The sequence below is a fragment of the Streptomyces sp. NPDC027663 genome (assembly GCF_055566415.1).
Window position 1 is genome coordinate 50,469 of record NZ_JBVHSK010000005.1, and the last position, 16,571, is coordinate 67,039.

Annotated in this window: 14 protein-coding genes and 1 pseudogene; 10 read left to right on the forward strand and 5 right to left on the reverse strand. The window is 72.4% G+C overall.

Features of this window, described 5'->3' with window-relative positions; translation table 11 throughout:
• Window positions 1-58 precede the first annotated feature (58 nt).
• The 7 genes and pseudogenes from ACZ4SF_RS15730 to ACZ4SF_RS15760 all read left to right on the forward strand — a co-directional run bounded on the left by ACZ4SF_RS15730 (window position 59) and on the right by ACZ4SF_RS15760 (window position 10,820).
• Window positions 59-1,402, forward strand: a complete 1,344-nt coding sequence (locus ACZ4SF_RS15730; protein ID WP_468383838.1) for a DUF5685 family protein — start codon at window positions 59-61, stop codon at window positions 1,400-1,402.
• Window positions 1,403-1,892: 490 nt separating this feature from the next.
• The gene (locus ACZ4SF_RS15735) at window positions 1,893-2,198 is read left to right on the forward strand and encodes a hypothetical protein (RefSeq protein ID WP_468383841.1); all 306 of its coding nucleotides are present in this window, start codon (window positions 1,893-1,895) and stop codon (window positions 2,196-2,198) included.
• On the forward strand, window positions 2,195-4,027 hold the full coding sequence (locus ACZ4SF_RS15740) for an FAD/NAD(P)-binding protein (protein WP_468383843.1): 1,833 nt from the start codon (window positions 2,195-2,197) through the stop codon (window positions 4,025-4,027). Before ACZ4SF_RS15735 ends, ACZ4SF_RS15740 begins: the two co-directional genes overlap by 4 nt.
• Before the next feature lie 430 nt (window positions 4,028-4,457).
• Complete coding sequence (locus ACZ4SF_RS15745; RefSeq protein ID WP_468383846.1) at window positions 4,458-5,357, forward strand: S1 family peptidase; 900 nt, start codon at window positions 4,458-4,460, stop codon at window positions 5,355-5,357.
• A 196-nt stretch (window positions 5,358-5,553) separates the two neighbouring features.
• Window positions 5,554-6,021, forward strand: a pseudogene (locus tag ACZ4SF_RS15750) (S1 family peptidase); the annotation flags it as partial.
• A gap of 312 nt (window positions 6,022-6,333) precedes the next feature.
• The gene (locus tag ACZ4SF_RS15755; protein ID WP_468384834.1) at window positions 6,334-9,849 is read left to right on the forward strand and encodes a DNA polymerase III subunit alpha; all 3,516 of its coding nucleotides are present in this window, start codon (window positions 6,334-6,336) and stop codon (window positions 9,847-9,849) included.
• Window positions 9,846-10,820 carry a DNA polymerase Y family protein gene (locus ACZ4SF_RS15760; RefSeq protein ID WP_468383849.1) on the forward strand — a complete coding sequence of 325 codons (975 nt, stop codon included), beginning with the start codon at window positions 9,846-9,848 and terminating at the stop codon, window positions 10,818-10,820. Before ACZ4SF_RS15755 ends, ACZ4SF_RS15760 begins: the two co-directional genes overlap by 4 nt.
• A gap of 63 nt (window positions 10,821-10,883) precedes the next feature.
• Here ACZ4SF_RS15760 and ACZ4SF_RS15765 read toward each other — a convergent pair whose 3' ends face one another.
• Entirely contained in the window at window positions 10,884-11,258 is a 375-nt protein-coding gene (locus tag ACZ4SF_RS15765) for a cupin domain-containing protein (RefSeq protein ID WP_468383852.1), read from the reverse strand.
• A 95-nt stretch (window positions 11,259-11,353) separates the two neighbouring features.
• Between ACZ4SF_RS15765 and ACZ4SF_RS15770 the strand changes: the two genes are divergently transcribed.
• Both ACZ4SF_RS15770 and ACZ4SF_RS15775 read left to right on the forward strand, forming a co-directional pair.
• Complete coding sequence (locus ACZ4SF_RS15770) at window positions 11,354-11,800, forward strand: MarR family winged helix-turn-helix transcriptional regulator (protein ID WP_468383854.1); 447 nt, start codon at window positions 11,354-11,356, stop codon at window positions 11,798-11,800.
• A 167-nt stretch (window positions 11,801-11,967) separates the two neighbouring features.
• Window positions 11,968-12,834 (forward strand): esterase/lipase family protein, encoded by an 867-nt coding sequence (locus ACZ4SF_RS15775; protein WP_468383857.1) that lies wholly within the window; start codon window positions 11,968-11,970, stop codon window positions 12,832-12,834.
• A 51-nt stretch (window positions 12,835-12,885) separates the two neighbouring features.
• Here the strand turns inward: ACZ4SF_RS15775 and ACZ4SF_RS15780 are convergent, their stop codons facing one another.
• Entirely contained in the window at window positions 12,886-13,878 is a 993-nt protein-coding gene (locus tag ACZ4SF_RS15780) for a lytic polysaccharide monooxygenase auxiliary activity family 9 protein (RefSeq protein WP_468383860.1), read from the reverse strand.
• Between the two features lie 165 nt (window positions 13,879-14,043).
• Between ACZ4SF_RS15780 and ACZ4SF_RS15785 the strand changes: the two genes are divergently transcribed.
• Window positions 14,044-14,514 carry a GNAT family N-acetyltransferase gene (locus ACZ4SF_RS15785; RefSeq protein ID WP_468383863.1) on the forward strand — a complete coding sequence of 157 codons (471 nt, stop codon included), beginning with the start codon at window positions 14,044-14,046 and terminating at the stop codon, window positions 14,512-14,514.
• A gap of 12 nt (window positions 14,515-14,526) precedes the next feature.
• Here the strand turns inward: ACZ4SF_RS15785 and ACZ4SF_RS15790 are convergent, their stop codons facing one another.
• From ACZ4SF_RS15790 to ACZ4SF_RS15800, 3 genes are all read right to left on the reverse strand, one after another.
• Window positions 14,527-14,661, reverse strand: coding sequence for a hypothetical protein (locus tag ACZ4SF_RS15790; protein ID WP_468383866.1), 135 nt, complete (start codon window positions 14,659-14,661; stop codon window positions 14,527-14,529).
• Between the two features lie 428 nt (window positions 14,662-15,089).
• A complete protein-coding gene (locus ACZ4SF_RS15795) occupies window positions 15,090-15,593 on the reverse strand; it encodes a ribonuclease FAU-1 family protein (RefSeq protein WP_468383868.1) in 504 nt (167 codons plus the stop codon).
• Entirely contained in the window at window positions 15,574-16,503 is a 930-nt protein-coding gene (locus ACZ4SF_RS15800) for a GNAT family N-acetyltransferase (RefSeq protein WP_468383871.1), read from the reverse strand. The genes ACZ4SF_RS15795 and ACZ4SF_RS15800 overlap by 20 nt, the downstream gene beginning before the upstream one ends.
• Between the last annotated feature and the right edge of the window lie 68 nt (window positions 16,504-16,571).

Genomic DNA, 16,571 nt, shown 5'->3' on the forward strand with positions numbered 1-16,571 from the left:
GGTGAAGCCCGGGGCGTATGGGTGAATCCCAACGTCGTACCACAGTACGGGGGATGTTGTGTTCGGAATCGTCAGACCCTGCGCCCACCGGCTCGGCGAGAGCCTCAAGGCCGACTGGATGGCGCACTTGTGCGGGCTCTGCCTCGCCCTGCGCCGTGACCACGGGCAGCTCGCAAGAATTGTCACAAATTACGACGGGCTTCTCATCTCGGTTCTGACGGAGGCGCAGACCGGCCCGGTGGGCGGTGCTCGCCGCACGGCCGGGCCGTGTGCGCTGCGCGGCATGCGGACCGCGTCCGTCGCACAGGGGGAGGGGGCGCGGCTCGCCGCCGCCGTCTCGCTGGTGCTCGCCTCGGCGAAGGTGCGCGACCACGTCGCCGACCGGGACGGACTGCTGGCCCGCAGGCCCGTCGCCGCCGCCGCTCGCCGGGTCGCCGCGAGCTGGGGCCGGGCGGGCGAGCACAGCGGGGCGGCGGTCGGCTTCGACACCGGCGTCCTGGTCGACGCCGTCGACCGGCAGCTCGGCATCGAGACCCTGGCCGGGCCCGGCACCCCGGTCCTGACGGTCACCGAACCGACCGAGACGGCGACGGCCGCCGCCTTCGCGCACACCGCGATGCTGGCCGGGCGGCCGGGCAACGCCGAGCCGCTGGCGGAGGCCGGACGGTTCTTCGGACGGCTCGCGCATCTGCTCGACGCCGTGGAGGACCGGCAGCGTGACGCGGTGTCGGGCGCCTGGAACCCGCTCACCGCCACCGGCACCTCCCTCACCGAGGCACGCCGGCTCGCCGACGACGCCCTGCACGGCATCCGGCTCGCCCTGCGCGCGGCCGAGTTCGGCGACGGCAGGCTCGTCCATCTCCTCCTCGTCCACGAACTGCGGCGCTCGGTGGACCGGGCGTTCGGCACGGCACCGGTGTGCTCCGCGCACCAGCCGGGGGCCGTGCCGCAGGGGCCGTACGGTGCCGGGGTGTCCCAAGGGCCGTACGCCGGCGGGAATCCGCAGGGTGCCGGGGGGCCGTACGCGGGCGGGAACCCGTATGCCGGGGGGCCGTACGCGGGCGGGAACCCGTATGCCGGTGGGCCGTACGCGGGCGGGAACCCGTATGCCGGGGGCGGTGTCGGCTTCGGCGCAGGTGCGGGCTCCGGCGGGAGCGGTGGCGGGGGCGGTGGCGGTTTCGGTGGAGGATTCGAACCCGGGCCCGCCAAGGGGCGGCGTGGTTTCTGGGCGGGCTGCGGGGCGTTCTTCGCGGTGTTCTGCACCTGCAAGATGTGCTGCGCCGAGGAGTACGAGGGGCCGTGGTCCCGCAAGAAGCGGAACGGCTGCTGTCAGTGGTGCGACTGCTCTTGCCCCGGCTGCTGCGACGGCTGTGACTGCTGCTGCCCTTGTGACGGGTGCTAGGAACCGGCGCCGCAGGCGGTGAGAAACGGAGCGGCCGCGGTGATGGCGGCGAACGGTACGAAACGACGATGGGCAGGCGTACGCATCGGGAAGCGGTCTCCTGGAGCTGAAGGGAGTACGGAAACGCGAGGGGAGGGGGCGCGTGTGAAGGCGGCAACAGCAGAATGCGAGGACGCCCGCCGGAAGGGCAGGCGCGCGGCAGGGGGTCAGCTCAACAGGAAGAGGACCACACGCGACCGAAGTCGATGTGGGAGCGCGTGACCAGCCACTGCTGTGGATGCATGGGCCAAGTGGAACAGGCATCCGGTTCCGCGTCAACTGGCTTGAGACGTACGGCTCACACTCCGGACAGCCTTGACAGCGGACCGAAACGCCCCCGTACTCTCGGTGTACGGCCCTGCTGAGGGGCTCGGCCGTGTCCGCGCCGTGCTGCGCGCCCGTGTGAAGGCATCACCCGTTCCGACGATTTCTCGCGTCACGGAGCCTTCGCATGTCATCAGACACCCTTGCCGAAATCCCCACCGCAGCGCGGACACCCGAGCCCGCGGACCTCCCGCGCCTCGTCCCGCGGCGCCGTTACGGCCAGTGGGCGGCAGCCGCAGCCGTCCTCGTCCTGCCCGGGAAAGCCGTCAACGACCTGCTGTTCCCGGCCCGGTCGATCCATCACCGCACCCACCAGGTGATCCCGCTGCTGACGGTCGCCGCCTTCTGGTACTCCGTGGTCACCTCCTTGCTCGGCACCGGCCGGCACTACGTCGAGAAGCACGACGCGCGCGGCGCGGAGTACGCCCGATGAGGCAGCAGCTGGTGATCGTGGGAGCCGGGCCGCGGGGGACCGGCATCATCGAACGCCTCGCCGCCAACGCGCCCGGGATGTACGCCGGTCCGGGCCTCGACATCCACCTGGTCGACCCCCATGCGCCGGGCGGCGGACGCATCTGGCGGCAGACCCAGTCACCGCTGCTGTGGATGAACTCGCAGGCCGAGGACGTCACCATGTTCACCGACGAGACGGTGACCATGGACGGCCCGGTGCGCGAAGGACCGACCCTGCACGAGTGGGCAGGGCTGGACGGCCGTACCTTCCCCGACCGGCAGCTCCAGGGCCGCTATCTGCGCTGGGTCTACGAAAGAGCCCTCGCCGACCTGCCCCCGAACGTCACCGTCCACCACCACCCCCGGCGCGCCCTGCGCGTCGGCGGACCGCGCGAGGGCCGCCAGCAGGTGTGGCTGGAGGGCCGCGCGCGCCCGCTCCTGGCCGATCTGGTGATCCTCGCCCTGGGGCACCTGGACGGCGAACCCGACGCGGAGCAGGCGGAGTTGGCAGCGTACGCCCGGGAACACGGGCTCGTGCACCTGCCGCCCGACTTCACCGCCGACAGCGACCTCTCGTCGCTGCGGCCCGGCGAACCCGTCCTCGTCCGCGGCTTCGGGCTGGCCTTCGTGGACCTGATGGTGCTGCTCACGGAGGGGCGCGGCGGGCGGTACGAGGGGGACGCGTACGTCCCCTCGGGCCGGGAGCCGGTGCTGTACGCCGGCTCCCGGCGCGGAGTGCCGTACCACTCGAAGATCGGCTACGACTGGACCGGCGGCCGGCCCCCGCTGCCCCGCTTCCTGGGCCCCGCGGAGGTGGACCAACTGCTCGCCCGGCCATGGGGGTCTGCCGGTTCGGGCGAAGCCGGGAACGGGGGAAGGTTCGACTTCCGGCACGATGTGTGGCCCCTGGTCGAGAAGGAGCTGGGCTTCGCCCACTATCACCGGCTGTTCACCGCCCACCCCGGGCGTACCGCGATGGCCTGGGCCGACTTCGAGGAGAAGTACGCGGCGGCCGGTGACCCCGCCGAGACCCAGGCGCTGGTCGCCGCCGCCGTACCGGACCCGGCCGACCGGCTCGACCTCGCCGCGCTCGACCACCCGCTGGACGGCCTGCGGTACGCCTCGCACGAGGACTTCCAGGAAGGGCTCAGGGGCTACATCGAGGCCGACCTGACCCGCCGGCACGACCCCGCCCACAGCCCGGACCTGGGAGTCTTCCTCGCCCTGCTCTCCGTCTACGGGCAGCTCGTGCGGCTCGGGGACATCGGGCCCTGGTGGCACGGGTTCTTCAGCTACCTGGCGTCCGGGCCGCCCGGGCCCCGGCTGCGGCAGATGCTCGCACTGTCCCGGGCCGGTCTGCTCAGATTCGTCGGGGCCGACATGTCCGTCACCGCCGAGGACGGGGTGTTCCGGGCCGCCAGCCCCACCGTGCCGGGCTTCTCCGTCGCGGCCCGGGCGCTGGTGGAGGCCCGGCTGCCCGAACCCACCGTCGCCCGTGCCAGGGACAGCCTGCTGCGGGAGCTGCACGCCGACGGCGCCGCCGCGACCCCCGGCGGCCTGCTCCGGGTCGACCCCCACGACGGCCGGATCCTCGACGGCGCCGGGCGCCCGCACCCCCGGCGCTTCGCCCTCGGCCCGTACACCGACACCCGCACTCCGGGCGCCTTCACCCGCCCCCGCACCGGCGGACCCGCGTTCCGGCAGAACGACGCGACCGCCCGGGCGGTGCTGGCCTTCCTGAGCGCCTCACTCGAAAAGGGCCGCTCGCGCGACCGCGAGGCGACGGCCGCCGAGGACCGCTCGCGCTGACCGGTACGCACGGGGCGGAGGCTCATCCGGAAGGGCGACTTCCGGACATTCCCGGGACGTGGGTGGCGCAAAGAGGACGCAGGGGTGCCGACCGCCGGCGAGGCCGACGGCCTGTCCGTGGCCGGCCGGCACGTCTCCGGCGACCGGCTCCGGCGACACGTCGGGCACGGCGATCGAGGCGGGGGAGCGCAAGCCGCTCTGACGTGGGGTGCGGGCGCGGGCGGGCATGGTACGCCGGTGCACGCTGCTGCTTTCGGGTGGTTCCGGGGCGACGGCCGAAAGGCACCCTTGTGCCGACCGGCCGTTCGGCCGAATACTCCCCCTCAGCGCTTGTCAGGGGCATGCGTATTCACATCCGGTCGGCTCCTGGCTGCGCCTCACCGGCCCCGACCCCACGCGGGCCCCCGACTTCCCTTGGAGGGAACGAAACGTGAGGAACAAGCGCACAACTCCCCGCAGAGGCACTGCTAGACGGACCCGGCTGACCGCCGTGGCCGCCGGCTTCCTGGCCGCAGCCGCGTTCGCCGCCCCCACCGCGAACGCCAGCGACGCCCACACGTTCAGCGCCGCCCAGCTCACCAAGGCGAGCGACGCCCTGCTCAAGGCCGACATCGGCGGTACGGCCTGGGCGGTGGACGGCAAGTTGAACCGAGTCGTCGTCACTGTCGACAGCACCGTGTCCAAGGCCGAGATCAACAAGATCAAGAAGCAGGCCGGTGCGGACGCGGGCGCGCTCACCATCAAGCACACCCCCGGTAAGTTCAACAAGCTGATCACCGGCGGCGACGCCATCTACGGCGGTCAGTACCGCTGCTCTCTCGGCTTCAACGTGCACAGCGGCAGCACCTACTACTTCCTGACCGCCGGCCACTGCGGCGAGGTCGCCTCGACCTGGTACGCCAACTCCAGCAAGACGACGGTGCTCGGCACCAATGTCGGCTACAGCTTCCCGGGCAACGACTTCGCACTGGTCCGCTACACCAACTCCTCGATCGCCCACCCCAGCGCGGTCGGCAGCCAGACCATCAGCCGTGCGGCCACCCCGTCCGTGGGGACGACCGTCTACCGGCGCGGGTCGACCACGGGCACGCACAGCGGCCGGGTCACCGCGCTCAACGCCACCGTCAACTACGGCGGCGGTGACATCGTCTACGGCCTGATCCAGACCACGGTCTGCGCCGAGGGCGGCGACAGCGGCGGTCCGCTCTACGCCGGGTCCACCGCCTACGGTCTGACCTCCGGAGGCAGCGGCAACTGCAGCTCCGGCGGCACGACCTTCTTCCAGCCGGTGACCGAGGCGCTGAGCTACTACGGTGTCACCCTGCCCTGACAGTGCCGCAGTCGGCAGCGTCGAGCCCCCGCACGCGCGTCGCGTGCGGGGGCTTCGTGCTGCCGCATTCACACTCCTGGGCGTCGGTTCTCGGCCATGCCTGACGGGTGGGTGTGGTTACTTGTGCGTAGTTTGCAGCGAGGAAGGGGCGCGTAAGCCCGCCCTGCGCGCGTCCTGAAGGCGGCCTTGTGTGCTCGGGCACTGCACCGAGGCCGTCTCCAGCTGGTCGGACTCCTCCGGCAAGGCCATCGGCACGAACGAGCAGTCCAGCTTCCCGGGCGACGACTACGGCCTGGTCAAGTACACGGCTCAGGTGGACCACCCCAGCGAGGCCGACCTCTATGACGGCTCCGTCCAGAAGACCACCGGGGCCGCCGAGGCGACCGTGGGCATGAAGGTCACCCGCAGCGGCTCGACCGCCCAGGTGCACTCCGGCACGGTCACCGGCCTGGACGCCACCGTGAACTACTCCGAGGGCACGGTCGGCGGTCTGATCCAGACCGACGTGTGCGCCGAGCCCGGGGACAGCGGTGGCTCGCTGTTCTCCGGGAGCGATGCCATCGGGCTGACCTCCGGGGGGAGCGGTGACTGCACCACCGGCGGGGAGACGTTCTTCCAGCCGGTGACCGAGGCGCTGTCCGCCACGGGGTCGCAGATCGACTGATTCATCTGCTTGTGGAGCCTCGTCATGGATTGTCCGGGACGAGGCTTTCGTTCTGCTGGACGTCGGAGGGCGGGCGTCGGACGTCGGGCGGTGAGGGCCGGGGTGGTGGGGCCGGGCGGGCAGGGGTGGCGGGCGTCGGCCGCGGAAGCCGGGTGTGCGGCTCGTGCTGCGGCGTCGTGGAGGGGTTTGCGCAGGTGGGAGACCGTGTCGCAGATGTCGTACACACGTTCGAGAATGGGGGTATGGTGGAGGCGGGGAAGTTGGAACTGATGTTCGAGAGTCGTTCGGGACTCACGAGTGCGGGAGGTGCGTGTGCCGGGCTTCGCGCATCTGCACACCGTCTCCGGGTTCTCCCTGAGGTACGGGGCGTCCCATCCGGAGCGGCTGGCCGAGCGCGCCTCGGAGCGGGGCATGGACGCCCTCGCCCTGACCGACCGCGACACCCTCGCCGGCGCGGTGCGCTTCGCCAAGGCCTGTGCCCGGGTGGGCGTCCGTCCGCTGTTCGGGGTGGACCTGGCGGTGGCGGCGAGGGAGGCCGTGCGGCCCGACCGGCGGCGGACGCCGGTGCGCGGCGGTGCCTTCGTGGACGAGTCGGCCCCCCGGGTGACCTTCCTCGCCCGGGACGGTGCCCGCGGGTGGGCCGGTCTGTGCCGACTGGTCTCCGCGGCACATGCGGGTGAGGGGACTCCGCTGCTTCCCTGGGCCGAGAACCAGGGGGACGGTCTGGTGGTACTGCTCGGGCCGGGGTCGGACGTGGGGCGTGCGCTGGCAGCCGGGCGGCCCGACCGGGCGGCGGCCCTGCTGGATTCGTGGCGCGAGGTCCACGGTGACGCGCTGCGGCTGGAGGCCGTCTGGCACGGTCGTACGGGTACCGGAGCCGGTTCCCTGCGGCTCGCCGCCCGTACCGTCGGGTTCGCCGCCGAGCAGGGGGTCCGGCCGGTGCTCAGCAATGCCGTCCGGTATGCCGACCCCGGGCAGGGGCCGGTCGCCGATGTGCTGGATGCCGCTCGGCGCCTGGTGCCGATCGACCCCCGCGGGGAGCTGGACTCCGGCGAGGCCTGGCTGAAGGACGCGCCGGCCATGCTGCAGGTCGCCGAGCGGGTCGTGGAGGCCGCCGGGTACCGGAGGGACACCGCTCACCGGCTGCTGGAGCAGACCCTGGCCGTGGCCGCCGAGTGCCGGGTCGACCCCGAGGGCGGCCTGGGCATCGGCACCGTCCACTTCCCCGAGCCGCACCTCGTCGGCGCCGGCCGGCGCACCGCGCAGCGGGCGCTCGCCTCGCGGGCGACGGCCGGGATGCTGCGGCTCGGGTACGGCACCCGGCGCGCGTACTGGGAGCGGATGCACCATGAGCTGGACATCATCGCCCACCACGGGTTCGCCTCCTACTTCCTGACGGTCGCACAGGTCGTCGATGACGTGAGGGAGATGGGGATCCGGGTGGCCGCGCGTGGCTCCGGGGCCGGCTCGCTCGTCAACCATCTGCTCGGGATCGCGCATGCCGATCCGGTCGAGCACGGGCTGCTGATGGAACGCTTCCTGTCCAAGGAACGCGTCGTGCTGCCCGACATCGACATCGATGTGGAGTCCGCGCGGCGGCTCGAGGTGTACCGGGCGATCATCGGCCGGTTCGGCGAGGAGCGGGTGGCGACCGTCTCCATGCCGGAGACCTACCGGGTGCGGCACGCGATCCGTGACGTGGGTGCCGCGCTGTCCATGGACCCGGCCGAGATCGACCGGGTGGCCAAGTCGTTCCCGCACATCCGGGCGCGTGACGCCCGTGCGGCGCTGGCGGAACTGCCCGAGCTGAAGCGGCTCGCGGGGGAGAAGGAGAAGTACGGCAGGCTGTGGGAGCTGGTGGAGGCGCTCGACGCCCTGCCGCGCGGGATCGCCATGCATCCGTGCGGGGTGCTGCTGTCCGACGCCTCCCTGCTCGCCCGTACGCCGGTGGTGCCGACCAGCGGTGAGGGGCTGCCCATGTCGCAGTTCGACAAGGAGGACGTGGAGGACCTCGGGCTGCTCAAGCTGGACGTGCTGGGCGTGCGGATGCAGTCGGCGATGGCCCATGCGGTCGCCGAGGTGGAGCGGGCGACCGGGGAGCGGATCGAGCTGGACGCGGTGCCGGCCGGGGACGCGGAGACGTACCGGCTGATCCGGTCCACCGAGACGCTGGGGTGCTTCCAGATCGAGTCGCCGGGACAGCGGGACCTGGTGGGCCGGCTGCAGCCGAGCACCTTCCACGACCTGGTCGTCGACATCTCCCTCTTCCGGCCCGGGCCGGTCGCCGCCGACATGGTGCGGCCCTTCATCGAGGCGCGGCACGGGCGGGCGCCGGTGCGCTGTCCGCACCCGGATCTGGAGGAGCCGCTGAAGGGGACGTACGGGGTCGTCGTCTTCCACGAGCAGGTCATCGACATCGTCGCCGTCATGACCGGCTGCGGCCGGGGCGAGGCCGACCGGGTGCGGCGCGGGCTGTCCGACCCGGAGTCGCAGGGGCGGATCAAGGTGTGGTTCGCACAGCAGGCCGCGGCCAGGGGGTACAACGCGGAGACGATCCAGCGGACCTGGGAGATCGTGGAGGCCTTCGGGTCGTACGGCTTCTGCAAGGCGCACGCCGTCGCCTTCGCCGTGCCCACCTATCAGTCGGCCTGGCTGAAAGCGCATCACCCTGCCGCCTTCTACGCGGGGCTGCTCACGCACGACCCCGGGATGTACCCGAAGCGGCTGCTGCTGGCCGACGCCCGGCGGCGCGGGGTGCCGATCCTGCCGCTGGACGTCAACGTGTCCGGGGTCGCACACAGGATCGAACTGGTGTCTGAATCACCGGAGGTGTGGGGGCTGCGGCTCGCCCTGTCCGACGTGCACGGCATCAGCGAGGCCGAGGCGAAGCGGATCGCGGACGGGCAGCCGTACGCCTCGCTGGTGGACTTCTGGGAGCGGGCCCGGCCCAGCCGGCCGCTGGCGGGACGCCTCGCCCAGGTGGGCGCGCTGGACGCGTTCGGCGCCAACCGGCGTGACCTGCAACTGCACCTGACCGAGCTGCACCGGGGCGCCCGGGGCGGCGGCGGGGGACAGCTCCCGATGGCGGGCGGCCGGAAGACCGCACCGGCCGGCCTGCCGGACCTGACGTCGGCGGAGAAGCTCAGCGCCGAGCTGGGCGTGCTGTCCATGGACGCCTCGCGCAATCTGATGGACGACCACCGGGAGTTCCTGGAGGAACTGGGCGTGGTCTCCGCGCGCCGGCTGCGCGAGGCCCGGCACGGCGAGACCGTGCTGGTCGCGGGCGCCAAGGCGGCCACCCAGACCCCGCCGATCCGCTCCGGCAAGCGGGTCATCTTCTCCACCCTGGACGACGGCACGGGCCTGGTCGACCTCGCGTTCTTCGACGACTCGCACGACGCCTGCGCCCACACCGTCTTCCACTCCTGGCTGCTGCTGGTGCGCGGAGTGGTGCAGCGGCGCGGCCCGCGCAGCCTCAGTGTGGTCGGCTCCGCCGCCTGGAACCTCGCCGAACTGGTCGGCGTGCGGGACGAGGAGGGACTCGACGGGGTCGCGGCCCGGCTGGCCGGAGCCGCCGGCCCGGCCGGGGACGGGCCTTCGGCGGGAGGCGACGGCGGTCCCTCCCGGACCCGGCTCGCCGGTTCCGACGGGTTGCCCGCACCGGCCGGCTCCGCGGCCCGTGACCCGATGGAGGCCCGGACGATCCGCATGCCCACGGGGTACGAGATGCACCCCTGGGCCGATCTGCGGCCCGCGGGCGAGGACGCCGCGCAAGGGCCCGCGGCGATACGCAAGTTGTGGCACCAGAGTCCGGGGAGTGCGGGATGACCATTCTCTGCGTACGTTTCCAGCTGCCGCCGATGTACGAGCAGGCCCTCCCGGGCCTGCTCGGCCTCCTCGAGGAGTTCACGCCGGTCGTGGAGGCGCTGCCGCCGGACGGGGCGCTGGCGGATCTGCGCGGCGCCGAGCGGTACTTCGGGCGCAGCGCGGTGGAGCTGGCCTCGGTGATCCGGGTGCGGGCCCTCGCGCGGTACGGCGTCGACTGCGTGACCGGCGCCGCTCCCGGACCGATGCTGGCCCGCGTGGCGTTGCGCGACGCCCGGCCCGGGGTGACCTGCGCGGTGCCCGAGGACCCGGACGGCATCGCGGACTTCCTCGCCGAGCGGCCGGTGTCCGCGCTGCCCGGCGTCGGCACGGCGACCGCCCGCATCTTGAACGAGTACGGCCTGGACACCCTGGGCCTGGTCGCCGCCGCGCCGCTGTCCACGCTCCAGCGGCTGATCGGCGCGAAGGCGGGCCGGGAGCTGCGCGAGAAGGCGAGCGGCATCGACCGCGGCCGGGTCGTCCCGAACGCCGTCGCCCGGTCGGTGGTGACGGAACGGGCCTTCGGCATCGACGAGCTGGATCCCGGCCGGCACCGCAGGGCGCTGCTGTCGGCCGCCGAGGAGATCGGCGCCCGGCTGCGCGCGGTGGAGAAGGTCTGCCGCACCCTGACCCTCACCGTGCGGTACGCCGACCGTTCCTCGACCACCCGCAGCCGCACCCTGAAGGAGCCGACCGCGCACTCGGCGGCCCTGACGAAGGCGGCCTACGGCATGTACGAGGCGCTCGGCCTGCAGCGCGCCCGGGTCCGCGCGCTCGCCCTGCGCGCCGAGGGCCTGGACCCCGCCGACCAGGCCTCCTACCAGCTCACCTTCGACCCCGTGGACGACAAGGTCCGCCGGATCGAGGAGGTCGCGGACCGCGCGCGGGCCAGGTTCGGACCGCGGGCGGTGATGCCGGGCGCGCTGGCGGCGTGACCGGCGCGGCGCGCGGCGGCCGTCCCCCCGGTGGCCGCGCCCGCGGCCCGGGCCGGCCCTCCGTCAGTTGGCCCAGGGCGGGGTGAGGGTCGTGCCGTCGGCGAGCTGTGCCTCCAGGCCGACGGAGGTGGTGACCCAGGAGATGGCGGTGTGATCGGTGGGGTTCTCGACGGTCAGGGTGGCGCCGGGGTTGACGATCACCGTGTCGCCCGCCGAGATCCGCTCGGTGTGACCGTCGAGGGTCATCAGCAGCTCTCCGACGAGCAGATGGAAGATCTCCTCCCGGTTGACGGTGTGGGCGGGCGCCTTGGTGCCGGCCGGGATCTCGCCGCGCCAGGCGCACAGCTCCTTGCTGCCGGAGCGCGGGTTGGCGTACGCGACGAAGCGGGCGCCGTGGATCTCGTGGGTCACGGCCTGCGATGAGCGGATGACGGGCATGGGGTGATCTCCGTTCGAAGGAGGAAACTGGTCAAGTAGCTTGACCATATAGTCAAGCTGCTTGACTGTCCTGTCAAGGGTGTTTCAATGCCTCCGTGCAGAACTCCGAAGCCATGGCCCTGTCCGCCGCCCTGCTCGCCGCCGCGGGCGACCTCACTCAGCGCATCCATGACGGCGTGGTCGCCCGGGGTTTCACGGATGTCCGGCCCGCCCACGGATTCGCCTTCGCCCGGCTGGCCCCGGGCGGGGCCACCGCCACCGAGCTGGCCGCGCACCTCGGGGTGACCAAGCAGGCGGCGAGCCAGCTGGTGGACGAGATCGTGCGCAGGGGGTATGCCGAGCGGCGACCGCATCCGGAGGACGCGCGGGCCCGGCTGGTCGTGCTGACCGAGCGTGGGTGGGCCTGCACCCGGGCGGCGGAGCAGGCGGCCGCCGAGGTGGTGCGGGGGTGGGTCGAGCTGCTGGGCGAGGGTGAAGTGCACGCACTGCGGGACCGGTTGTCGCGGATCGCCCCCTACGGTCCGATCCGGCCGGCCTGGTGATGGCTCGTCAGGGGTCCGCGGAGCGCCGGCTATCACTGGAAGTTTTTACTGACGCGTAACTTCACACTTGCACTACTCGCTCGTAACTTGACGAGTGAACAGCATCCCGTGATCCGGATCACAGGGTTAGGCCGTGCACCTCCCGTGAGCCGCAAGGAGATCACACGATGCTGCCCTGGAAGCGAGTGCTCAGACCCCTCGCCGCGCTGCTCCTCACCGCCGTCGTCGCCGTCGTACCCGCCGCCACCGCCAGCGCCGGCACGTCGGACGCGGTCACCAGCGGATGGAACGACTACTCCTGCAAGCCTTCCGCCGCCCACCCCCGTCCCGTCATCCTCGTCCACGGCACCCTGGGCAACTCGGTCGACAACTGGCTCGGCCTCGCCCCCTACCTGACAAGCCGCGGATACTGCGTCTACTCCCTCGACTACGGCCAGCTGCCCGGGGTTCCGTTCTTCCACGGTCTCGGCCCCATCGACAAGTCCGCGGGGCAGCTTTCCGCCTTTGTCGACAAGGTGCTCGCCGCCACCGGGGCCGGCAAAGCCGACCTGGTCGGACACTCCCAGGGCGGCATGATGCCCCGCCACTACCTGAAGTTCCTCGGCGGAGCGGACAAGGTGAACGCCCTCGTCGGCATCGCCCCCGACAACCACGGCGCCACCCTGAGCGGTCTCACCCACCTGCTGCCGTACTTCCCCGGCGCCGAAGACCTGGTCAAGGCCACCACCCCCGGCCTCGCCGACCAGATCCCCGGCTCCGCCTTCCTCACCAGACTCAACGCGGGCGGCGACACCGTCCCCGGAGTGCACTACACGGTCATCGCCACCAAGTACGACGAGGTGGCAACCCCCTGGCGCAGCCAGTACCTGAGCGGCTCCGACGTCCACAACGTCCTGCTCCAGGACCTGTGCTCGCCCGACCTCTCCGAACACGTGGCGATCGGCCTGCTCGACCGGATCGCGTTCCATGAGGTGGCCAACGCGCTCGACCCCGCGCACGCCACCGCCACCACCTGCGCATCGGTCTTCAGCTGACATGCCGTCGGGGCCTGCCCGGCCTGAGCCGCCGGACAGGCCCCGCAACCGTCACCGGCGCCGGCCGCCACCCGCCGCGCGCCGCCGCACCGACAGGAACAGCGCCGCCGAGCCGATCGCCAGCGCCGCCGCGCCGCCGATCGCGAGGTACGAGGTACCGGGGGACGCGCCCGTCTCGGCGAGACTGCGGGGCGTCCCGGCCGCCTTCGGCCGGTTGGCCGGGGCGGCGGCGGACCGGGCCGGGCCGGCGGACGGCTCCGCCGAGGTGCCGGCGTCGTCGTCCCCGTGCCCGTGGTGCTCGACGGTCGACTTGTCGCTGCCCGCCTCGATCTGCTCGTCCGAGGGTGCGGAGGCGGTCGGCGCCGGGGTGGTCCCGCCGCTGCCGCCCGTGCCACCGCCCGCTCCGCCGAACTGCACGTCCGAGCAGGAGTAGAACGCCTCCGGGCTGTCCGAGCGCTGCCAGACCGCGTACAGCAGCTGCCGCCCGGACCGCTCGGGCAGCGTGCCGGAGAACGTGTAGAAGCCGCCCGAGGGCACCGGGTCGGTGACCGTCGCCACCGGGTGCTCCAGGTCCAGGCCGGACCAGGCGAGCGGCTTCGCCGGGTCGTAACCGGCCTTGGTGAGATAGACCTTGAACGTGCCCTTGTGCGGGGCCGTCACGCGGTACTTGAAGGTGTACGAGCCGCTGCGCACGCTCGTCGCCGGCCAGTCGGCGCGGGCCAGGTCGAGGCCCTTGAACTCCTCGTTGTTCGCGCTGCACAGCTTGCCGTCCGGGATCAGCCGCCGGTGCCGTCCGGCGGCGTCGCCGATCCGGATGCCGTTCCAGTCGTACAGCGCCTGCGCACCGCCGGCCGCAACGGCCGCCTTGCACGCGGCCGACCTCGGGCTCTCCGGTCCCTCCGCGTAGCACTGCGAGACCCGGCTGACCGGGTCGCCCAGCGAGCCGTGCGCGGACGCGGGGGCGGCGGCGAGTGCGGTCAGGGCGAGCGGTGCCAGGCCGAGCGCGGCGACGGCGGACGCCTTGGCCCTGCGGCTGGTGGGCATGCGGAACTCCTCGGAACGGTCCGTGGGGTGTGCTGGATCCCGTGGGGGTGATCAGAAGCTAGCCCCGAAGAACCGTGGAATCGCCTGCTGACGGCGGGTGGAGGGGATCCTTATGGTTCGCTTAAGGAGGCGCTCAGGCTGGGCTCAGACAGATACTCTGCGTGCATGACCGACAACGGCGGGAGCACGGGTCCCGAACGGATACGGCGCGCCGCCGCGGACGACGTGCCGGCCGTGAAGGCGGTGACGGACGCGGCCTACCGCCCCTACATCGAGCGCATCGGCGTGGTTCCGCAGCCCATGGAGGCGGACCACGCGGCGGACGTGGCCGCCGGCAGGGTCTTCGTCACCGGGGAACCCGTCGACGGACTGGTGGTGATCGAAGCCTTCGCCGACCACCTCTTCCTGGACAGCATCGCGGTCCGTCCCGCGGCCCACGGCACGGGCGTCGGACGACGGCTGCTGCACTTCGTCGACGCACACGCGCGTGAGCGGGGCCTCGCGGAGGTCAGGCTCTACACCAACGCGATGATGTGGGAGAACCAGAAGATCTACCCGAGACACGGGTACGAGATCGTGGAGCGGCGCGTCGACGGCCCGTACGACCGCATCCACTACCGCAAGCGGCTGGACTGAGGCGTCCCGGCGTCAACCGTCGGGCCACCAGGTGCGGGCGATGTCTTTGCGCACCTCGGAGCGTTCCCTGGGGCGCTCTTCCGTCTCCTCGCGGAGTCGGCGGGTGTCCGTCCTCTTCAGGGGCTTCTGCACGGTCACGCGGCGCATGGCTGCCTCCTTCAGCGCCCGTCGAGTCCCGCGGTGTCACGGCGACAGACGCTTTTGGGGAGAGTTCCTCATCGGTTCCGGTTTGTCAGTGGCGGCTGTCACGTCCGCACTGTCAGTGGCGTGTGTCACTTTGAGGTCATGACGAGCGGGAACGAGCACACGGTTGCAGCTGCCCCGGAAGCGGGCCGGGATGCCCGTGCCGTCTCCTTCCGGGAGAAGCCGGACCACGGCCTGCGGGACCATCGGACTGCTGGAGCCGCTCGCCCGGGACGTGCGCGTGGAGTGACTGTCCGGTGACGCCGTGCTGGGGGCAGGGTCGTGGGCGGCGAACGGTACGGAGTGGTGGCAGCCGTGTGGCATCGGCGTCCCGGCGTCCTGTGGTCCCGGCGCCATGGGCGGGGAGCCGGGACCCGCGGTCGTCGGTCCTGTCAGGCCAGCAGTTGCGTGAAGCCGCCCTCTCGGGTCGCCAGCTCCTCCAGCGTGTCCAGGGCGGCAACGGCGGCGGACGCGGCCTCCGGGTCCGTCTCGCCCAGCCCGCTCTCGGCGAACTCGTCCTCGTCCAGCCGGCGTACGTCCCGGCCGTCCGCGGAGCGCCACAGGTCCAGGTCGAGATCCTCCACGACGAGGTCCCTGCCGGAGAGCACCGCGGGGCGGGTGATGTCGCAGTACCAGCCCTTCACGGCACCGTCTGCGGCGCGGACCTCCTTCACCGAGTACCACCGGTCCCGCCAGTAGTACTCGGTGAACACGTCACCCGGCTCGAAGCGCACGAACCCGAAGTCGCGCACCCCGGAGCCCGCCCACGGAGCGCGTACGGCGATCCGCACGCCGTCGTCCTGGAGCAGCTCCGCCGGATAACGGATCTTCGTACGGCCGGCCTTGACCAGGACGACCTCCAACCGGTCCACCGGCTCAGCCGAGTTCGCGGACATAGCGCACCTCCGTCGCGCACCTCTCGTACCCCAGCCACTCGTTGATGGCGATCATCGGGCCGTTCCCGGTGTCGTTGCCGGTGAAGGCCTCGGTGATGCCGGCGGCACGGGCCCGGTGCAGCCCATGGACCTTGGCGAGCTTGGCCAGGCCCCGGCCGCGGTGGGCGCGGGCGGTGCCGGTCATCGCCGTGACGTAACGGGTGCCGCCGTCGGTGTAGGCCACGGTGAAGGCGACCGGACGGCCGTCGACGCAGGCGACCGTGGTCAGCTCCCGGTCCAGCAGCGGGTGATTCCAGGTCTGCGCGATCCAGGCGTCGTAGTCCGTGAACTCCGCCTGGATGTCGCCCGGTTCGTCCAGCACCGTCTCGGCGTCCAGATCGAACAGGGGCCGGGGATCGTCGGCGAAGTCGGCGGCGGTGCGCAGTTCCACGCCGGCCGGGATCTCCGGCAGTGCAGGGAGGGTGCCGTGTGCCAGGTCGAGCCGGAGGAAGTGGCCGCTGCGGCCCTGCCGGTAGCCGCGCCGCTCGGCGAAGGCACGGTTGGCCGGCTCGTCCAGCGCCCAGGCGAACAGCTTGGTCGCGCCCAGGGACGCCAGGTACTCCTCGGCGGCCTGCACCAGCAGCCGGCCGGCACCGCGCCGGGTGCGGTCCGGGCGGACGTAGATGTTCAGACAGCCCTGACCCGGCTCCGGGCTGTCGTGGGCCAGATGGACCTGTGCCGTGCCGATCACCTCGCCGTCCTCCTCCGCCACCAGCGGCCGGTAGCGGGCGTCGGGGTGGGTGTGGGCGGCCGTGTGCCGGACCGACTCCGGCGTGAACAGGATGTACGGGAGCGCGAGGCGACGGACGCGGACGAAGCCCTCCGCGTCGGCCGGGTCGTCAGGGCGGAGATCACGTACGAGGACGGTCATGGTGAGGCACCGTACGGGGCGTGGAGGCCGATCTGCCTCTCATTTTCCGGCGGGTGCGGGACAATCGG